The organism is Natrinema zhouii (genome assembly GCF_013456555.2).
Lineage (GTDB): Archaea > Halobacteriota > Halobacteria > Halobacteriales > Natrialbaceae > Natrinema > Natrinema zhouii.
The window spans coordinates 1,668,734-1,684,371 of record NZ_CP059154.1 but is presented as its reverse complement, the minus strand read 5'-3'; the positions used below and the strand labels follow the sequence as shown (position 1 = coordinate 1,684,371).

Here is a 15,638-nt window from a genome sequence, read left to right as displayed (position 1 = left end):
ATCCCAGTCGATCAGTCTCACCGACGCTCGACGACAGTTCCGTCCTCTCCGACCGCGACTGCCCGCTCGCCGTCCGCATCGACCGAGACGGCCAGCAGCGACTCGGGTGCACGCGCGTCGACCTGTTCCCACGCGGCCTCGGTCCGTTCGTGGATGATCCCATCCGCGTCGCAGGCGACCGTCTCTCCCGTCCGGCGAGCGATGCCACAGATGGCTTCCTCGCCGACCCGCTCGGGCGTCCACGTCGAGCCGCCGTAGCGGTGGACGACGCCGTCGTCGGCGCTCACCAGGCAGTCACCCTGCCCCAGCGTCGCGAGGTTCTCGAGCGTTCCGCCGGCCTCGACGGGCCCGATGCGATCGAAGGAGCCGCCGCCGTCGGTCGTCTCGAAGACGCCGTCGTTCGTATCGCAGCAGTAGCCGACCGACGCGTCGGCGAGGGCGATCCCGCTCAGGCTCGAGCCGCCACCGGGTGTGACGGGCTCGTCCCACGAACACTCGCCGTCGCGATAGCGCCCGCGGAGGACTTCGCCGGAGCCGTTGATCAGCAGTATCGTTTCGTCGCCGCTCGAGCCACCGACGGCGACCCCCGGCCAGTTGTCGGTGATCCCCGCCGGAGCCGAGTAGTCGGTGTGGCGGCTGGTATCGGCCTCGAGCCGGCCAACCGAACCGCTGTCGCCGGCGATCCAGACAGCCCCGCCGTCAGCGGTCGCGTCGACCCCGCTGAGGTTCTCGCCCTCGGCGGCCGGTCCGTCCTCGAGGACGACCGTCCACTCGCGCTCGGCGGGGTCACCGTCGCCGGGGCCTGCAGTGAGCACCTGTCCGTCGTCGCCCACCGCGTAGACCGCTCCCGTTTCGGTGACGCAGACGTCCCGGAGCGTCGTCTCGGTGGGGACGTCGACGAGTTCCCAACTGCGGGAGCGCTCGGCCTCGGTCGCTCGAGCGGCTGTACGTTCGTCGTCGCCGCTCGGGTCGGTGTCGTGACGCACCTCCGCTGAACTGTTTCCGCCGCTTTCGGGTACACGGTCGGTTTCAGTGCCACCTCTGGGTTCAGTGATGGCCGCCGCGTCGGTATCGTCCTCGGTTTCGGCGCGCTCGAGCGGCGCGGTCCCCGCCTCCGTCGCTCGCTCGTCATTCGCCGTGTCACGCCGGCGGTCGGCTGCAGTGTCGCTATCGGGCCGATCGGTCGATGGCCCGAGGACGTACAGCACGATCGGCGGCACGACGTAGGAGGCGAGCGCGAGCAGAGCGAACCCGCGGTGGACGATTGTCAGCGTCCCGAAGGCGGTCATGCCGGCCGCCGCGACCGCGTGAACCCACGACTTCGCGTAGCGGCGAAAGAAGGGAACGAATCCGTCGCCGGTGCTCGAATTGTGGGTGGCCATTGGTCGAATTCCGGGACTCGCGTCCACCTATCCGACTGGCGAGCAAAAGCGTGCTGCAGGCACGCCGCGGCGGCGTCTGGGAGCTGGATTACCCGCTCAGAACCCGTGGGGCTCGTCGATCAACACGAGCTGGGTCCGGTCGTCGACCCGCTCGTGCTCGAGAGAGACGAGCTTGCCGACGGTGCTGCCCTGGCCGTACACCTTCTCCGCGCGGGCGTCCTCTAGCGGGTAGGCGAACTCGCGGACGCGCTCGACGGCCGTTTCCCAGTCGTCGACGATTTTGTTCGTGCTCCCGACCAGTAACAGGGTTTCCGCGCCGAACGGCCACGCGCCGACGGCGTTGCCGAGCGCGTTGGCCCCGATCAGTTCGCCGCTCTCGGCGATCGCATTGACGCTGTCGACGAAGACGTCGGCGGTCGTCGCTTCCCGGCGCGCCCGGGACCGTTCCGCATCGTCGTCGATCTCCCGTATGCCGTTTCCGAGGTACTCGAAGCCGTCTTCGGCCTCGAGGTCGTCGGTGAAGCCGATCTCCTCGAGCGTCGTGGAGTGGCCATCCATCACGTCCGCCCCCTCCGGAATCTGCTCGCGGAGGTGTTCCCGCGCGGCTTCGCCATCGTCGACAATGTGCACCTCGATGTTTCGATCTTCGACGTTCGACGCAACTGTCTCGATCGTCTCGTCGTCGGGCTCCCGATCGAAGCGCGACTCGTCGAGCTCGAGTTCGCCCGTGAAATCGTCTTTCGTGTAATAGTCGTCGCTCATCGCATGACGGCTCATTTGACGGGCCGCGGGATCAAACGGGCGCAAGCGAATACCGGCGGGGGCGGCCGAACGGGCTCGATTTACCGCCAGCATTCGACGGCCTCGAGGGTCACGCTGAGGACGCCGTGGTTGTAGATGGCCTCGCGGTCGTCGCCGAAAACATGGCCAGGGGGAAGGGGCGTGACGGTTCGCTCGGCGAGGTCGGCCTCGCGAGTGATCGCGATCCGGAGGCGACGCGCGCCGGCCTCGACCATCACGTCCTCGCGGGCCGTCGGAGCGACGTCGACGGCGACGCGCAACTCGTCGGCTCGCCCGTCGTAGACGATCTGCGTCGGGTACGGGAACGATGTCGTTTCGGGAGGCGAAGTGGAGGACACGGGGCGACGTTCCGACGACGGCCAGAAACGTCCCCGCGTGTACAGTTGTACGTTTAATATCGCTTTTCGTCACGACCGTCAATCCGCGCGCGGTGGCGCGCTGTCCGCTGTTTGAACGGCAGCGAAGACGGCTGACGATCGGAGAAATCGGCTAGGGTGGACGTGGCGATTTCCTGTTGTTACGGTCGCAAAACGCTCACCGTCACGGCCCCTTCTCTGAAACGCATCTTCGGTGTTAGCCCGCTACGACGAGCTTCTTCCCTTCCTGAACGAACGAGGATGATACCTCCTCCTGCCGCGGTATCGTCACAAATAACCGAGATCCGCCAGTCGCTCCTTGGTTCCCTCGTTCATCTCGACTTCCTCCGACGTGCCGTCCGCTGATGCACCACCCGCCGGCATCCCGTCCGCCGCCGCGCTGTTCGTCTCGAGCGGTTCAAAGCGCTCCTCGAGCCGCCGGCGAAGCGCCCGCACTCGCTGCGGGTTTCCGTCGCTGATATCGGTCCGCTCGAGCGGGTCGGTCCGGACGCGGTGGAGGCGTTCGAAGCCGTCGTCGCCGCGGACGTACTTGTACTCGTCCGTGCGGACCGCCCGCAGCCGCCGATCGAACTCTCGAACGCGATCCGGAATCTCGCCGAAGCGGGCCTCGAGCCGCTCGATCGAGGGCTGAGGGGCGACGTACTCGGCGAAGACGGCGTCGCGCGGCTCGGCGTTCGATTCGGGATGGAGCGATCGGCTCGACCACTGCTTGCGTAGCTCGGGATCGTCGATCCCGGCCGTCTCGAGGAGCGTGGCGGGGAGATCGAGTAACTGGACGAGATCCTGCTGTCGCCCGACGCCGGTACGGTGGCCGCCGGTGAACGGGCCGCCGTGGAACACGAGGGGGACGTTGAGCAGCGTGTCGTAGAGGTTGTACTGGTGGCCGAAGAAGCCGTGGTCGCCGATGTGCTCGCCGTGGTCGCCACAGACGACGAAGAGGGTGTCCTCCCACTCGCCGCTCTCCTCGAGCGCCGTTCGAAGCTGGCCGACCTGCTGGTCGACGTAGGCGAGTTCCGCTCGATACAGGCCGCGAAGCAGGGCGAATTCGTGGTCGGAGATGTCGTAGTCCTCGCAGTCGTAGGCGCGGGGGTCCTGTCTGATCGCGGTCGCTTCCTCGTAGCTGGCTCCCTCGGGGAGGAACCGTTCGGCGTACGCCTTCGGCGGATCGTACTCGACGTGGGGTTCAATGAAGTTACAGAAGAGGAAGAACGGCCGCTCGTCGTTACGGCTCTCGAGCCAGTCGGCGATCCAGTCGGTGGCCCGGTCGGAGCCGTCGTCGCCGGCCGGCTGCAGGAGTTCGCTGTAGAGAATGTTGGCGGCGTTGACCAGCGGGTTGCCGTCGAAGAGTCGGTTTCGGGTCGCGCTAAGCTTTTCCTGGAGGTCTTCGCCGCGGACTACTGCCCCCATGTCGGCGTCGGACTGGATGTACTGCCACCCCTTGCGGAGGTCCTCGAACCCGCGGTCGAAGCCGAACTCCTCGGTGATCCAGGTGTTGTTCGAGACGCCGATCGTCTGAAATCCCGCGTCGGAAAACGCTTCAGGAAGGGTTCGCAGACTATCGTCGAGATAGGTGTGTCCGCCGTGCGTGCCGTGATCAGAGGGATAGGTCCCAGTGAAAAACGACGCGTGGGAGGGGAGCGTCCAGGGCGCGGTCGCGAACGCGTTCTGGAACGCGGTTCCTTCGTCGGCCAGTCGCGTCAGCGTCGGCGTCGGACGTGCGCCAACGCCATCGTCGTTCGAGGCGGCTCCGTTCAGTTCGCCCGGAGCGGCACCTGCGCCGGACGCCCCCCCATCGACGTCGGGGCGATCGGTCGGAAGCGGTTGCATGCCGACGCTTTTCGCCCGGGCCGTATCGAGAACGACGAGAACGACGTTCCGCACAGTACTATGTGACTCGTCGTCACGTCCGTTAGAGTCCGACATGATTACTCCTTCAACGGCACGCAGTGAAGGTCACGGGGCCGGAGTATGCAGGGCCGTAATCGGAGATATCGCCCGCTCTTCGGGTGAAAACCGCCGATTTCGGCCGCGTTCGATATCGCTCCTGCGTGCCGAGTTGGCCGGTGCGCTCGGAGTCGGTATTCATCTGCCGGTCGAATATTCATCCGATCGGACATCGTAGGTACCATGAGCGGATCACTGGTGACCCGGCGGCTCGCGAGGCTGCGGCCAGCGGCCTGCCAGCGAGTCGATTCAACGATCGAGGCTCACCAGCACTGTCGCTCGGAGACTCTCCAATGACTACAAATCACGAAAACGACGCGACGACGGACGCTTCGATGGGCGAATTCGACGAGATCGATGACCTCGAGGACATCAAGGACCTCGAGGAACTGGACACGGTAGTCGGACAAGCCGCCTCGGCGGCATCCACCGCACTCGAGAGCGGAACGCTCCCGCTGATCGGCGGCGGACTCGTGCTGGCGGCCGCGATTCGGTCGCTGGCTGCGAACCGTTCGCGGGCGATTCCGCTCGGTATCGTCGGCACCGGGCTGGTCGGCTTCGGGCTCAGCAAGCGCCGCTCGAGCGGCGAGCCCGCGACCGAGGGTGTGCCGGACGTCGACGAGGGGACCGACGGAAAGGAGACCTCGGACGAAGCCAGCGCCGCCGCCGAACGCGTCGATTCCGGACGAGAGTCCGAGATCCAGTCCGACGGTGATATCTCGGCGGAACCGGGGATCGACGATGCGGAAGAGTCGGGCTCCGAGATTGATTTCACCGAGGAGCCTGACGAGGACGAATCCCAATCTCGACCGGATCTCGGGGCGGACGAGGAAGAACCCCGACGCGAGACCGATGCCGAAGGGGTAGAGATCGACGTCTCCGACTCGGCGATGGCAGACGAGACGAGCGAAGCGACGGGGCCGGATCCCACACAGGCTCAGCCGACCCAGACCGCGGACACGGAACCGGAGGAGAGCCCCGCGGACGACGCCTCCGATATGAAGGTCGATCCGCCGGACGCAGACGAGTCCGACTCGGAGACGGACGAGACTGACGCCGCGGGCGCGGAGGATTCGGACGAGAACGAAGAGTAACTACCCGCGTGGGGCCGCGACCGGTGTCGCGGGTCAGCGGTACGACGCGGGCTACCGCGAACGCGAGGGGGACCGTCCTCTAAGACTGTCGACGCGTTCGAGACGGGACAGCACGGGTGCGGTGACGAACGCGGCGGCGAGCAGTCCGAGAACGCCGCTCCCGGCGAACAGCAAAACGGGCCAGTAGTAGCCGATGAGCGCGACGAGCGTGGCGACCGAGAGGACGACGACGACGGCTCTCGCAGCGAGCGGGCGGCTGGTTCGTATCGGCCCGCGTCTGGCGTCCAGCCCGCGAGCGAGGAGGGCGAGTTGCCAGCCGGCGAACGCGCCGAGGGACGTGCCGAACAGGAGTACGGCATCGAGGTCGACGTTACTCGTCACGAGGGCGACGGCGGCGAGACCCGTCGCGAGTCCGAATCCGAGCGTGCCGCGATGCCCCGGGTACCGATCCAGGAATCTCCAGACGAGCAGCAGAAACACCAGCCCGATGGCGACGCCGGCAACGACGTCGGCGAGATAGTGAACGCCGAGGCCGACCCGCGAGAGACAGACGGCGGTCACGAGTCCGGCGGCAGCGAGGTATCGCTGTCGACGCGTGCCAACGGACAGATATTCGGCCAGACTGACGTAGACGATCGTCGTCATCAGTGCGTGGCCGCTCGGAAACCCGTAGCCGGTCGCCGTCGCGGTGGCCTGATACAGCGGGTGCACCGTCTCCGGAAGCGCCCCGACCTCCACGAGCACCCGCTCCGGCCGCGGGAGCGCGAAGACGTGCTTCAGGCCCGTGATGAGCGAGAGTCCGGCTAACAGCAGCCCGAAAACGGCGGCGGCCTCGTCCCGGCGCGTCGTCGACACCCAGTAGACGGTCCCGACGACGACCCCGAGAAACCAGACGTCCCCGAGCTGGGTCACCAGCCCGAGCAGGACGATGGCCCACTCGGGGGCGACCTCGCGGAACGCGTCGAACCAGTCGAGCCCTCGAGACATGTCCCATGCTACGGGCGACGAGATACATAAACGGTTTCGATGGGCGAGACGACGTCTCCGTCGCCGATCGCGGGCGTCTTCACTACCGATCGTGGGGGCCCCGCCACTTGCGGCCGTCCCTCGTCGCCGCGTACGGCCGCCGTCGTTCAATCGAGACAGAGAGTCACCACAATGCGACAAAACCCTCATTTCCGCGTCACCTGTAGCCTCTCGAAACGCCGGTCGTCGGCGTGGCGAGGACCGTCCAATGAGTGAGACATCGGAACCCGAACCCGAGCGCATCGATCCCGAGCACGACCACCGCCGCGAAGCGGGCGTCGACGAGGCCGCACTCGAGTCCCTGCTCGACGACTACGCGATCGGGCGGGACGATCACGAGAACGCGCCCGCCTTCGTGATTCGGCCCGACGAGGTCCGGAAGGTGGTGGGCTTACTGCGCGATGAGGCGGGGTTCGACCACCTCTCGTGTATCACTCCTCAACAGTACGAGGACCGCTACGAGTCGATCATCCACATGACGAAGTACGACCGGCGGACCCACGAGGTGACGCTGATCGTGCCGTTGCCGACGGACGACCCCGTCTGCGAGTCCGCTGAACCGGTCTTCCGCACCGCCGACTGGCACGAGCGCGAGGCCTTCGACCTCGTCGGAATCGAGTACGAGGGCCATCCGAACCTCACCCGAATTCTCCTTCCCGACTCGTGGCAGGGCCATCCGCTCGCGCTGGACTACGATCAGGACAAGCCACAGGTCGTCAGCTACACCGAACACGCGAACCCGCTCCGGGAGGACCACCGCGGCGAGGAATCGGAGACGATGTTTCTCAATATCGGTCCCCACCATCCGGCAACCCACGGCGTCCTCCACCTCGAGACGGTGCTCGACGGCGAGTCGGTCGCGGACGTCGAACCCGACATCGGCTACCTGCACCGCTGCGAGGAGCAGATGTGCCAGCAGGGCACGTATCGCCACCAGATCATCCCGTACTCGAACCGCTGGGATTACACGGCGAACCTCCCCAACGAGTGGGCGGTCGCCCGCGCCATCGAGGACATCGCCGACATCGAAGTCCCCGAGTACGCCCAGATCCTGCGGACGATGGCGACCGAGTTCGGCCGCATGCTCGGTCACTTCCTCGCGGTCTCGACGTTCGCGCTGGACGTCTACGGCGACTTCACCGCCATCTTCCAGTACGGCATGCGCGACCGCGAGGTCGTCCAGGACATCCTCGAGGATCTCACGGGTCAGCGGATGATGTTCTACTTCTTCCGGCTAGGTGGCGTCTGCTGGGATCTCCCCGAGCCCCGCGAGGAGTTCATCGAGAAGTGTCGGGACTTCCTCGACGAACTCCCCGCCAAGGTCGACGAGTACCACGATCTGCTGACCGGCAACGAGATCTTCCAGCTGCGGACGATCGATACCGGCATCCTTGAGCCCGAGGTCGCCAAGGACTACGGCTGCACCGGCCCCGTCGCTCGCGGCTCCGGCATCGACTACGACCTCCGCCGGGACGACCCCTACGGCTACTACGAGAACCTCGAGTGGAACGTCGTCACCGAGGACAGCTGTGACAATCACGCGCGCGTCCTCGTTCGCCTCCGCGAGGTCGAGGAGTCCGCGAAGATCATCGAGCAGTGTCTCGACTTGCTCGAGGACTGGCCCGAAGACGAGCGAACCGTACAGAGCAACGTCCCGCGGACGCTGAAGCCGGACGCGGGGACCGAAACCTACCGCGCCGTCGAGAGCGCGAAGGGCGAACTCGGAATCTACATCCGCGCGGACGGCTCGAACTCGCCGGCGCGGTTCAAGATCCGCAGCCCGTGTTTCCACAACCTCTCGGCGCTCCCGGAGATGGCCGAGGGCGAGTACGTCGCGGACCTGATCGCGTCGCTGGGCAGTCTCGACATCGTGCTCGGGAGCGTCGACCGCTGAACGGAATTGCCCTATTCGGCGCCGCTACTTTCCTCGAGGTACTCGAGACAGTGGTTACGAGCGGCGAGGACGTGATCGACCGTCTCGCCCGACGCCTCGTCCGCGAGCCCCTCGAGCTTCTCGGCGACCTCGGCGATCCGGTCGGCCTTCGGCCCCGGTTCGGGTTGGGTCAGGTGCCCCTCCTGTTCCTCGAACACCCCTGCAGTGATCGAGTTCAGTTGTGACTTGACCGTCCGGTCCGCGCTATCTGTCGCCTGCTGGAGGCGCTCGCGGACTCGCTTTAAGTGTTCGTCGGGCTCGCGGTGGTCGTCGCCGGCCATGGTCGATCCGAGACGTCGAAGACGGAAGTGAACATCCCCTGAATGTCCCCCGGCTGCAACTGGTCGTGCGGTTCGCCGCGAGTAGTCGAGCAAGTTGCCATACCATCAACCAGACGACGGTGTGAAGGGCTCTCGAGCACCAAAGAAGGGGATTCGGACAAACTCCCCCGCTGACAACTCCGCCATCCGGACCGGCAACGTGCGCCCGGATCACTGACCGATCGGCAACTGTTAACTGTGGTGGCGCCCGGAGACCGGACACATGGCGATCGATGGATGGCGGTCGAACGTCGACACCGGGACGGTCCGCTGGTTGGCGCTGGAACGTGACTGGAAGACCGTCGTCGGGGTGGCGATCGTCGCACTGGTCGCCGCACTCGAATTGCAGATTCCTCGGTGACGAGATGATCGTTCGTCGTCTCCTGCCGGGGTTCGTCGCCCTCTGTCTCGGCGCGTTGCTGGCGCAGGCGCTCGCGCAGTCGCTCGGATTCAACCGGCTGCTACTCGCCATCGCACTCGGATTCGTCGCGACGAACGTCGTCGGCATTCCGACGTGGCTCGAGCCCGGTCTCGCGACGCACAACCTGTGGCTGGGGGCCGGCATCGTCCTTATGGGCGCGTCGATATCGGTCGACACCGTCCTCGAGGTCGGCGGCCCCGTCTTCCTCCTCGTGGTCGTTGCGGCCGCGCTCTCGCTGCTCTTCGTCGAACTGCTCGCACGGAACGTCTTCGGATTGACCGAGCAACTCGGCTCGCTGCTCGCGGCCGGTGCCAGCATCTGCGGCGTCTCCGCGGTCGTCGCGGTCGCCGGTGCCATCAGCGCGCGCGAGGACCAGATCGCCTACGCGGCGGCGACGGTCCTGCTGTTCGACGCGATCACGATCGTCGTCTACCCGATCGTCGGCGACCTGCTGGACCTCTCCGGGACGGTCTTCGGGATCTGGGCCGGCGTCAGCATGTTCTCGACGGGACCCGTCGTCGCGGTCGGCTTCGCTCACTCCGAGGTAGCCGGACAGTGGGCGACGATGACGAAGCTCTCGAGAAACGCGCTGATCGGCGTCGTCGTGCTCGCGTACGCGGGGTACTACAGCCGATCCGGGGGCGGCAGTCGCCCGTCCCTCCGGACGCTCTGGGACGAGTTCCCGACGTTCGTTCTCGGATTTTTCGCAGTTGCCCTCATCGCGAGTGCCGGCCTGTTTTCCGCGGCACAGCAGGCGTCGATCGAGCACGCCTACGACTGGCTGTTCGCACTCGCGTTCGTCGGCCTCGGAACCGAAATCCGACTCGGTAACCTCAGGGCGACCGGGCTGCTGCCCGCTCTCGTCGTTCTGCTGGCGTTGCTCGCCAGTAGTGCGCTCTCGCTGACGGCGCTGCTGGTATTGTTCTGACGGCCGGCTCCGAATCCGACTGCATTCCGTCGACGGTCGCAGTGATATCTCTACCGCCGACCGCGGAGGCCGGGCGTCACCGCGGAACATACTTGGTGATGAGCGCGGAAGCCATTAGCATGGAAAACGGAGAATTCGAGGGATACGGCGGTCGACACGTTCCGGAACCGCTTCGAGAACCGCTCGACCAACTCGCCGCGGCGTACGACGACGTCGCGACCACCGACGAGTTCCAGTCCGAATTGCGCGGCCTGCTCGAGGAGTTCGCCGGCCGACCGACCCCGCTGTACTACGCACGGAACCTAAGCGAGCGCTACGGTGCCGAGATCTACCTCAAGCGCGAGGACCTACTCCACGGCGGTGCGCACAAGATCAACAACTGCCTCGGGCAGGCCCTGCTCGCCAAGCGGGCCGGCCGCGACCGGCTGATCGCCGAGACCGGTGCCGGACAACACGGCACCGCGACCGCGATGGTCGGCGCGCTGCTGGGCCTCGAGACGGAGATCTACATGGGCAAAAAGGACGTCGAACGCCAGGAGATGAACGCCTTCCGGATGCGCCTGATGGGGGCGGAAGTCAACGAGGTAACCCGGGGCGACGAAGGACTCGCGGACGCAGTCGATGCCGCGCTCGAGGACTTCGCCGAGAACGTCGAGGACACCCACTATCTGGTCGGCAGCGTCGTCGGTCCCGACCCGTTCCCGCGGATGGTTCGTGACTTCCAGAGCGTCATCGGTCGCGAGGCTCGCGAACAGATTCGGGAGCGCACCGGTGACCTCCCCGACGCGGCGGTCGCCTGCGTCGGCGGCGGCTCGAACGCGATCGGTCTCTTCCATGCCTTCCGCGACGATCCCGTCGACTTCTACGGCGCCGAGGGCGGCGGGAAGGGATCGGACTCGAGCCAACACGCGGCCCCGCTCGCGAAGGGAACGGACGACGTCCTGCACGGCATGAAGACGCGGGTCATCGACGACGACGTCGACGTCCACTCCGTCTCAGCGGGACTGGATTACCCCGGCGTCGGCCCCGAACACGCCATGTTCCGTGCCGTCGGTCGCTGTGAATACACGGGGATCACCGACGACGAAGCGCTCGCGGCCTTCCGCGAACTGAGTGAAACCGAGGGAATCATCCCGGCACTCGAGTCCAGCCACGCGATTGCTCGCGCGATCGAACTCGCGGAGGAGGGAGAACACGACACCATCCTCGTGAATCTCTCGGGTCGCGGTGACAAGGATATGGAGACGGCGGCCGCGAAGTTCGATCTCTGAGCGTCGACGTCGATCACTGCGAGCGCCGACGCGGATCGCGACGAGCATCGATGTCGACTCGGTGCTCGAGGGATGACCCCATCACAGGTGGGCTCGAACGCGACCCGTCAGGGCCGTGGCGTCATCGGGATCGAGACGGTTCCGCGGCAACGACAGCGCTACGTCGTCGTCCGTAAAGCGGGGCACGAGGTGGACGTGTGCGTGGTCGACGGTCCCGACCAGCGGCCCGCTGGTGTGAAAGACGCTGAACCCGGTCGGCTCGAGCGTCGCCTCGAGTGCGTTCGCGACGGTTCGAACCGTCTCGAAGATCGCCGTCGAAACCGATTCGTCGATCGTCAGGACGTCTTCCTCGTGGACCCGCGGAACGATGAGGCTGTGTCCTGTCACGGCCGGATTCGCGTCGAGAAATGCAATCGTCCGCTCGTCTTCGTGGAGGACGTGTGCCGATCGGTCGCCAGCGATGATTCGGCAGAAACCACAGTCGTCGTTCATGACTGTACTTTCTTTTTCGACGACATATATCTAACTCCGTCCGGAGCGGCGACCGGGTCGAACGAAATCGCCGCCGCTGGCACTGCTCAGAGCAGCCCGTATTCGTCCTGTAGCGTGCGGTACTGCTCGAGATACCGCTCTGCTATCGCGGACCGATCGTAGTCCGCGAACGCCTCGTCGTACGCGCGGTGCTCGAGGTCGCCCGCTGCGAGAATGGCTTCTGCCAGTTCGTCCTCGCTGGTGGTCCGGAACCCTCGATCCCGGCCTTCGACGAGTTCGTGGGCGCTCGAGTTCGCGTGGTACTCAACGATGCCGACGCAGCCCGCGGCGAGCGCCCACAGCATCTCCGTCGGGAAGACGCAGTGATCGGCCGTCTGGGCGAACACGTGTGCCCCGCGGTAGGCCGCGATCCGCTCGTCGAGATCGAGCTCACCGACGAACGTCACGCGATCCTCGATCCGGAGATCTCGTGCGAGCTGCTCGTAGGTCTCGCGTTCGGGGCCGTCGCCGACGACATTCGCGGACCAGTCGCGGCCGCGGAGTTCGGCCAGCCCCAACAGCAGGCTCTCGAGGTTGGCCCCTTCGTCGAGTCGGCGGGCGTAGATCACGTCGACGTCCTCGCCCGGCTCCACACGCTGAATTCGGTCGCAATCGATCGGGTTCGGGACGGTCTCGACGAGCTCGCCGTCGGCTCCGAGTTCACGGACCCACGTTCCAACGAGTTCTGAGGGGGTAACGATCCGAGCCGGTCGGCCCGCCGCGAGGCGGGTCCACCGCGTGTCGGATACGCCGTCGTCGCCGTACCACTCGAGGAGCAACGGTGCACGCGCGAGTGTCGATCCCCAGCTGGCCGCAAGCACCTGACTCGGCGGCTGCGCGCCGACGTGGATCACGTCCGGACTCGCAGCCGCGAGGACGAACGGCAATCGGAGGAGAAACGAACTCCGGGCATCGGTGCCGGTGGAGACCGCGTGGTAGGTAACGTCGTCTCGCTCGAACGTGGACTCGTCGCCGGCCCAGAACCCGGCACAGTAACAGTGAACGTCGTGGCCGCGTTCCGCAAACAGCTCGTAGACGGTTCGAAACCGCTGGTTCGTCTCGGTATCGCGGTGGTGAACCGTTTCGAACGAGACGAACGCGATTCGCATATTCGGCCGCCACGTAGCCCCGGGCTATAAAGTCACTTTTTTCACTCTATCGGGAACTCGAGACGGTCAGCAGGAATATCGGATCGCGGTGGAAAAAACGTTACAGCAGTGGTGATGGCGTGCGACCGAACCTTTCGTCAGGGACTTCCGGACCCGCTGGGGCCACCCGAACCTGACGAAACACTCGGATTAGCTGGTTCGACTGGTTCGACTGGCTCAACTGGTTCGACTGGCTCAACTGGTTCGGCTGGTTCGGCTGGTTCGGCTGGTTCGGCTGGTTCGGCTGGTTCGGCTGGTTCGGCCGGACCTGCCGTGTCTTCAGTCTTTTCGTTAGATCCCTTCTTGTCCTCGCCGTTGTTCTTGTCCTTGCCGTCGTCGTTCTTGTCGTCGTGTTTGTCGTCGCCCTTGTCGTCGTGTTTATCGTCGCCCTTGTCCTTGCCGTCGTTCTTGTCGTCGTGTTTGTCGTCGTTCTTGTCGTCGTGTTTGTCGTCGTTCTTGTCGTCGTGTTTGTCGTCGTTCTTGTCGTCGTGTTTGTCGTCGTTCTTGTCGTCGTGTTTGTCGTCGTTCTTGTCGTCGTGTTTGTCGTCGTTCTTGTCGTCGTGTTTGTCGTCGTTCTTGTCGTCGTGTTTGTCGTCGTTCTTGTCGTCGTGTTTATCGTCGCCCTTGTCCTTGCCGTCGTTCTTGTCGTCGTGTTTGTCGTCGTTCTTGTCGTCGTGTTTGTCGTCGTTCTTGTCGTCGTGTTTATCGTCGCCCTTGTCCTTGCCGTCGTTCTTGTCGTCGTGTTTATCGTCGTTCTTGTCGTCGTGTTTATCGTCGCCCTTGTCCTTGCCGTCGTTCTTGTCGTCGTGTTTATCGTCGTTCTTGTCGTCGTGTTTATCGTCGCCCTTGTCCTTGCCGTCGTTCTTGTCGTCGTGTTTATCGTCGTTCTTGTCGTCGTGTTTATCGTCGCCCTTGTCCTTGCCGTCGTTCTTGTCGTCGCCCTCGCTGTCGGTGCCATCGGCACCATTCTTGTCGCCAGCACCGTCTTCGCCATCAGTTCCATCGGTGACGTCTTTGTCGTTAGCGCCATCGTCACCGTCAGTGACGTCATTGCCGTCCGTACCGTCGTCTTCAGTGGCGTCAGTTTCGTCGTCTAACTGCTGACCCTTATCGCCATTCTGGGCGCCGGCAGTCGGATCACTATTAGCAGTGTCATCTGTGACCTGCTGCTGTGCAGTTTGGTCCTGCCGATCTTTTGAAACATCGTCTTGCTCGTCCGTGGTAGTTTGCTTGTCTGCAGAGTCCTGCTGATCCGTGGTAGCCTGCTTGTCTGCAGAGTCCTGCTGATCCGTGGTAGCCTGCTTATCTGCGGAGTCTTGCTGATCCGTGGTAGCTTGTTTATCTGCAGAGTCCTGCTGATCCGTGGTAGCTTGCTTGTCCTGTTTGTCTGTGGTAGCCTGCTTATCTGCGGAGTCTTGCTTGTCTGTGGTAACTTGCTTATCCTGCTTATCCGTGGAGGTTGACTCTCCAGTCCCACTATCAACTGCACTGGTGCTGACCTGCTTCCCGTCTGCAGCGCAGTCGATCACGATCAGGTTCTCTTTGTTCTCGTCCAACTCGTCGGGAGTGACGTCGTCAGGAATCTCGACCGGAACCTCCATTCCGTCCGCTTCAGCAGTGAGGTTGTACGTTCCGTCCTCGAGGTCGGAGAACGTGATGTTGCCGTTGGCTTCGACCGTCTCGTTTTCCTGCTGAGACGGTGACTGATCACTGTCAACCCGCTCGAGCGTGAGCTCGGCCGGCACGTCATTCGGGTTCGAAACGTTGATCTGTCCACTTTCGAGCTGACACTCGACTGTGACATCGAGTGCCGTGAATTTGGCTGTCTGATCGTCGTCTGCTGCTGACGCCGCGTGTGTCGTCGAATCGCCACTCGCCATGGCGATCCCCGTGCCGAACGTCATACCGACGACTGCCAGTAAGACGACGAAAATTGTCAGTGATGTCCGTATACCGTTTCTCCAGTTCGGATCGACCCGCCCCGTTGATTCGTCTCTCATGGTTTTCTCAAACTGCAGGCCAATCCGACGACAATCGTGTTCTTCGTTATGGACACCACACAGGCGACTGAACGATTGGAAATTTCTGGCGCCATTATACAAGGTGAATTGGATTATTTGAAGCCAGATATACGGCCAAGTTTACCCGGATGAAACAATGGGTTATCAGAAGCAAAACTGTTACAGTTCCACTGCCGTCACCGAAATACTCGCCCATATTCTCGTCATACCTGAACGAAATATCGGGTACCGTGGCCCCTGTCCCAATGAATACGGTGTGGGCCCGCAATAGAAGCAATTACTGCTGTCGCCACTCGACTCGGTCTATCGAGCCGATCGCATCTCGCTTCGAGCGATACGAGCAGTCTTGCGCTACTGAATCGCCCTCGGGCTTGAGGCTCAACCACAGACTTCGTTCGGATTCGGCCGGTAATGAGGGATACACAGCGACGGATAGCCGTC

14 protein-coding genes are annotated in these 15,638 nt (G+C 64.3%); 5 read left to right on the top strand and 9 right to left on the bottom strand.

Translation table 11 applies throughout. From position 1 onward, the window contains the following. Positions 1-17: 17 nt before the first annotated feature. The 4 genes from HYG81_RS26985 to HYG81_RS26970 form a co-directional block, all read right to left on the bottom strand. Entirely contained in the window at positions 18-1,382 is a 1,365-nt protein-coding gene (locus tag HYG81_RS26985; RefSeq protein ID WP_180842735.1) for a WD40/YVTN/BNR-like repeat-containing protein, read from the bottom strand. A 96-nt stretch (positions 1,383-1,478) separates the two neighbouring features. Then, positions 1,479-2,144 carry a lactate utilization protein gene (locus HYG81_RS26980; protein WP_180842734.1) on the bottom strand — a complete coding sequence of 222 codons (666 nt, stop codon included), beginning with the start codon at positions 2,142-2,144 and terminating at the stop codon, positions 1,479-1,481. Between the two features lie 80 nt (positions 2,145-2,224). Beyond that, positions 2,225-2,521, bottom strand: a complete 297-nt coding sequence (locus HYG81_RS26975) for an Hsp20/alpha crystallin family protein (protein ID WP_180842733.1) — start codon at positions 2,519-2,521, stop codon at positions 2,225-2,227. 306 nt (positions 2,522-2,827) lie between these two features. After that, a complete protein-coding gene (locus HYG81_RS26970) occupies positions 2,828-4,483 on the bottom strand; it encodes a sulfatase (RefSeq protein WP_180842732.1) in 1,656 nt (551 codons plus the stop codon). A gap of 314 nt (positions 4,484-4,797) precedes the next feature. Here HYG81_RS26970 and HYG81_RS26965 point away from each other — a divergent pair, with 314 nt between their 5' ends. Continuing rightward, positions 4,798-5,598, top strand: coding sequence for a prolipoprotein diacylglyceryl transferase (locus HYG81_RS26965; RefSeq protein WP_180842731.1), 801 nt, complete (start codon positions 4,798-4,800; stop codon positions 5,596-5,598). Between the two features lie 51 nt (positions 5,599-5,649). Here HYG81_RS26965 and HYG81_RS26960 read toward each other — a convergent pair whose 3' ends face one another. Then, positions 5,650-6,585 carry a phosphatase PAP2 family protein gene (locus HYG81_RS26960; RefSeq protein ID WP_180842730.1) on the bottom strand — a complete coding sequence of 312 codons (936 nt, stop codon included), beginning with the start codon at positions 6,583-6,585 and terminating at the stop codon, positions 5,650-5,652. A 247-nt stretch (positions 6,586-6,832) separates the two neighbouring features. On the opposite strand from HYG81_RS26960, the gene HYG81_RS26955 reads away from it, so the two are divergent. Beyond that, complete coding sequence (locus HYG81_RS26955; RefSeq protein WP_180842729.1) at positions 6,833-8,518, top strand: NADH-quinone oxidoreductase subunit D; 1,686 nt, start codon at positions 6,833-6,835, stop codon at positions 8,516-8,518. Between the two features lie 11 nt (positions 8,519-8,529). On the opposite strand, the gene HYG81_RS26950 is transcribed toward HYG81_RS26955, so the two are convergent. Continuing rightward, positions 8,530-8,838: a DUF7553 family protein gene (locus tag HYG81_RS26950; RefSeq protein WP_226376046.1), complete on the bottom strand. Its 309-nt coding sequence runs from the start codon at positions 8,836-8,838 to the stop codon at positions 8,530-8,532. Positions 8,839-9,100: 262 nt separating this feature from the next. Between HYG81_RS26950 and HYG81_RS26945 the strand changes: the two genes are divergently transcribed. The 3 genes from HYG81_RS26945 (at position 9,101) to trpB (ending at position 11,497) form a co-directional block, all read left to right on the top strand. Further along, positions 9,101-9,238 (top strand): hypothetical protein, encoded by a 138-nt coding sequence (locus tag HYG81_RS26945; protein ID WP_180842728.1) that lies wholly within the window; start codon positions 9,101-9,103, stop codon positions 9,236-9,238. Positions 9,239-9,242: 4 nt separating this feature from the next. Next, complete coding sequence (locus HYG81_RS26940) at positions 9,243-10,226, top strand: YeiH family protein (RefSeq protein WP_180842727.1); 984 nt, start codon at positions 9,243-9,245, stop codon at positions 10,224-10,226. 119 nt (positions 10,227-10,345) lie between these two features. Then, complete coding sequence (gene trpB / locus HYG81_RS26935) at positions 10,346-11,497, top strand: tryptophan synthase subunit beta (protein ID WP_180842726.1); 1,152 nt, start codon at positions 10,346-10,348, stop codon at positions 11,495-11,497. 81 nt (positions 11,498-11,578) lie between these two features. Here the strand turns inward: trpB and HYG81_RS26930 are convergent, their stop codons facing one another. From HYG81_RS26930 to HYG81_RS26920, 3 genes are all read right to left on the bottom strand, one after another. Further along, a complete protein-coding gene (locus HYG81_RS26930) occupies positions 11,579-11,989 on the bottom strand; it encodes an HIT family protein (protein WP_180842725.1) in 411 nt (136 codons plus the stop codon). Positions 11,990-12,075: 86 nt separating this feature from the next. Further along, entirely contained in the window at positions 12,076-13,137 is a 1,062-nt protein-coding gene (locus HYG81_RS26925; protein WP_180842724.1) for a glycosyltransferase family 4 protein, read from the bottom strand. Positions 13,138-13,274: 137 nt separating this feature from the next. Then, a complete protein-coding gene (locus HYG81_RS26920; protein ID WP_219628720.1) occupies positions 13,275-15,080 on the bottom strand; it encodes a hypothetical protein in 1,806 nt (601 codons plus the stop codon). Positions 15,081-15,638 lie beyond the last annotated feature (558 nt).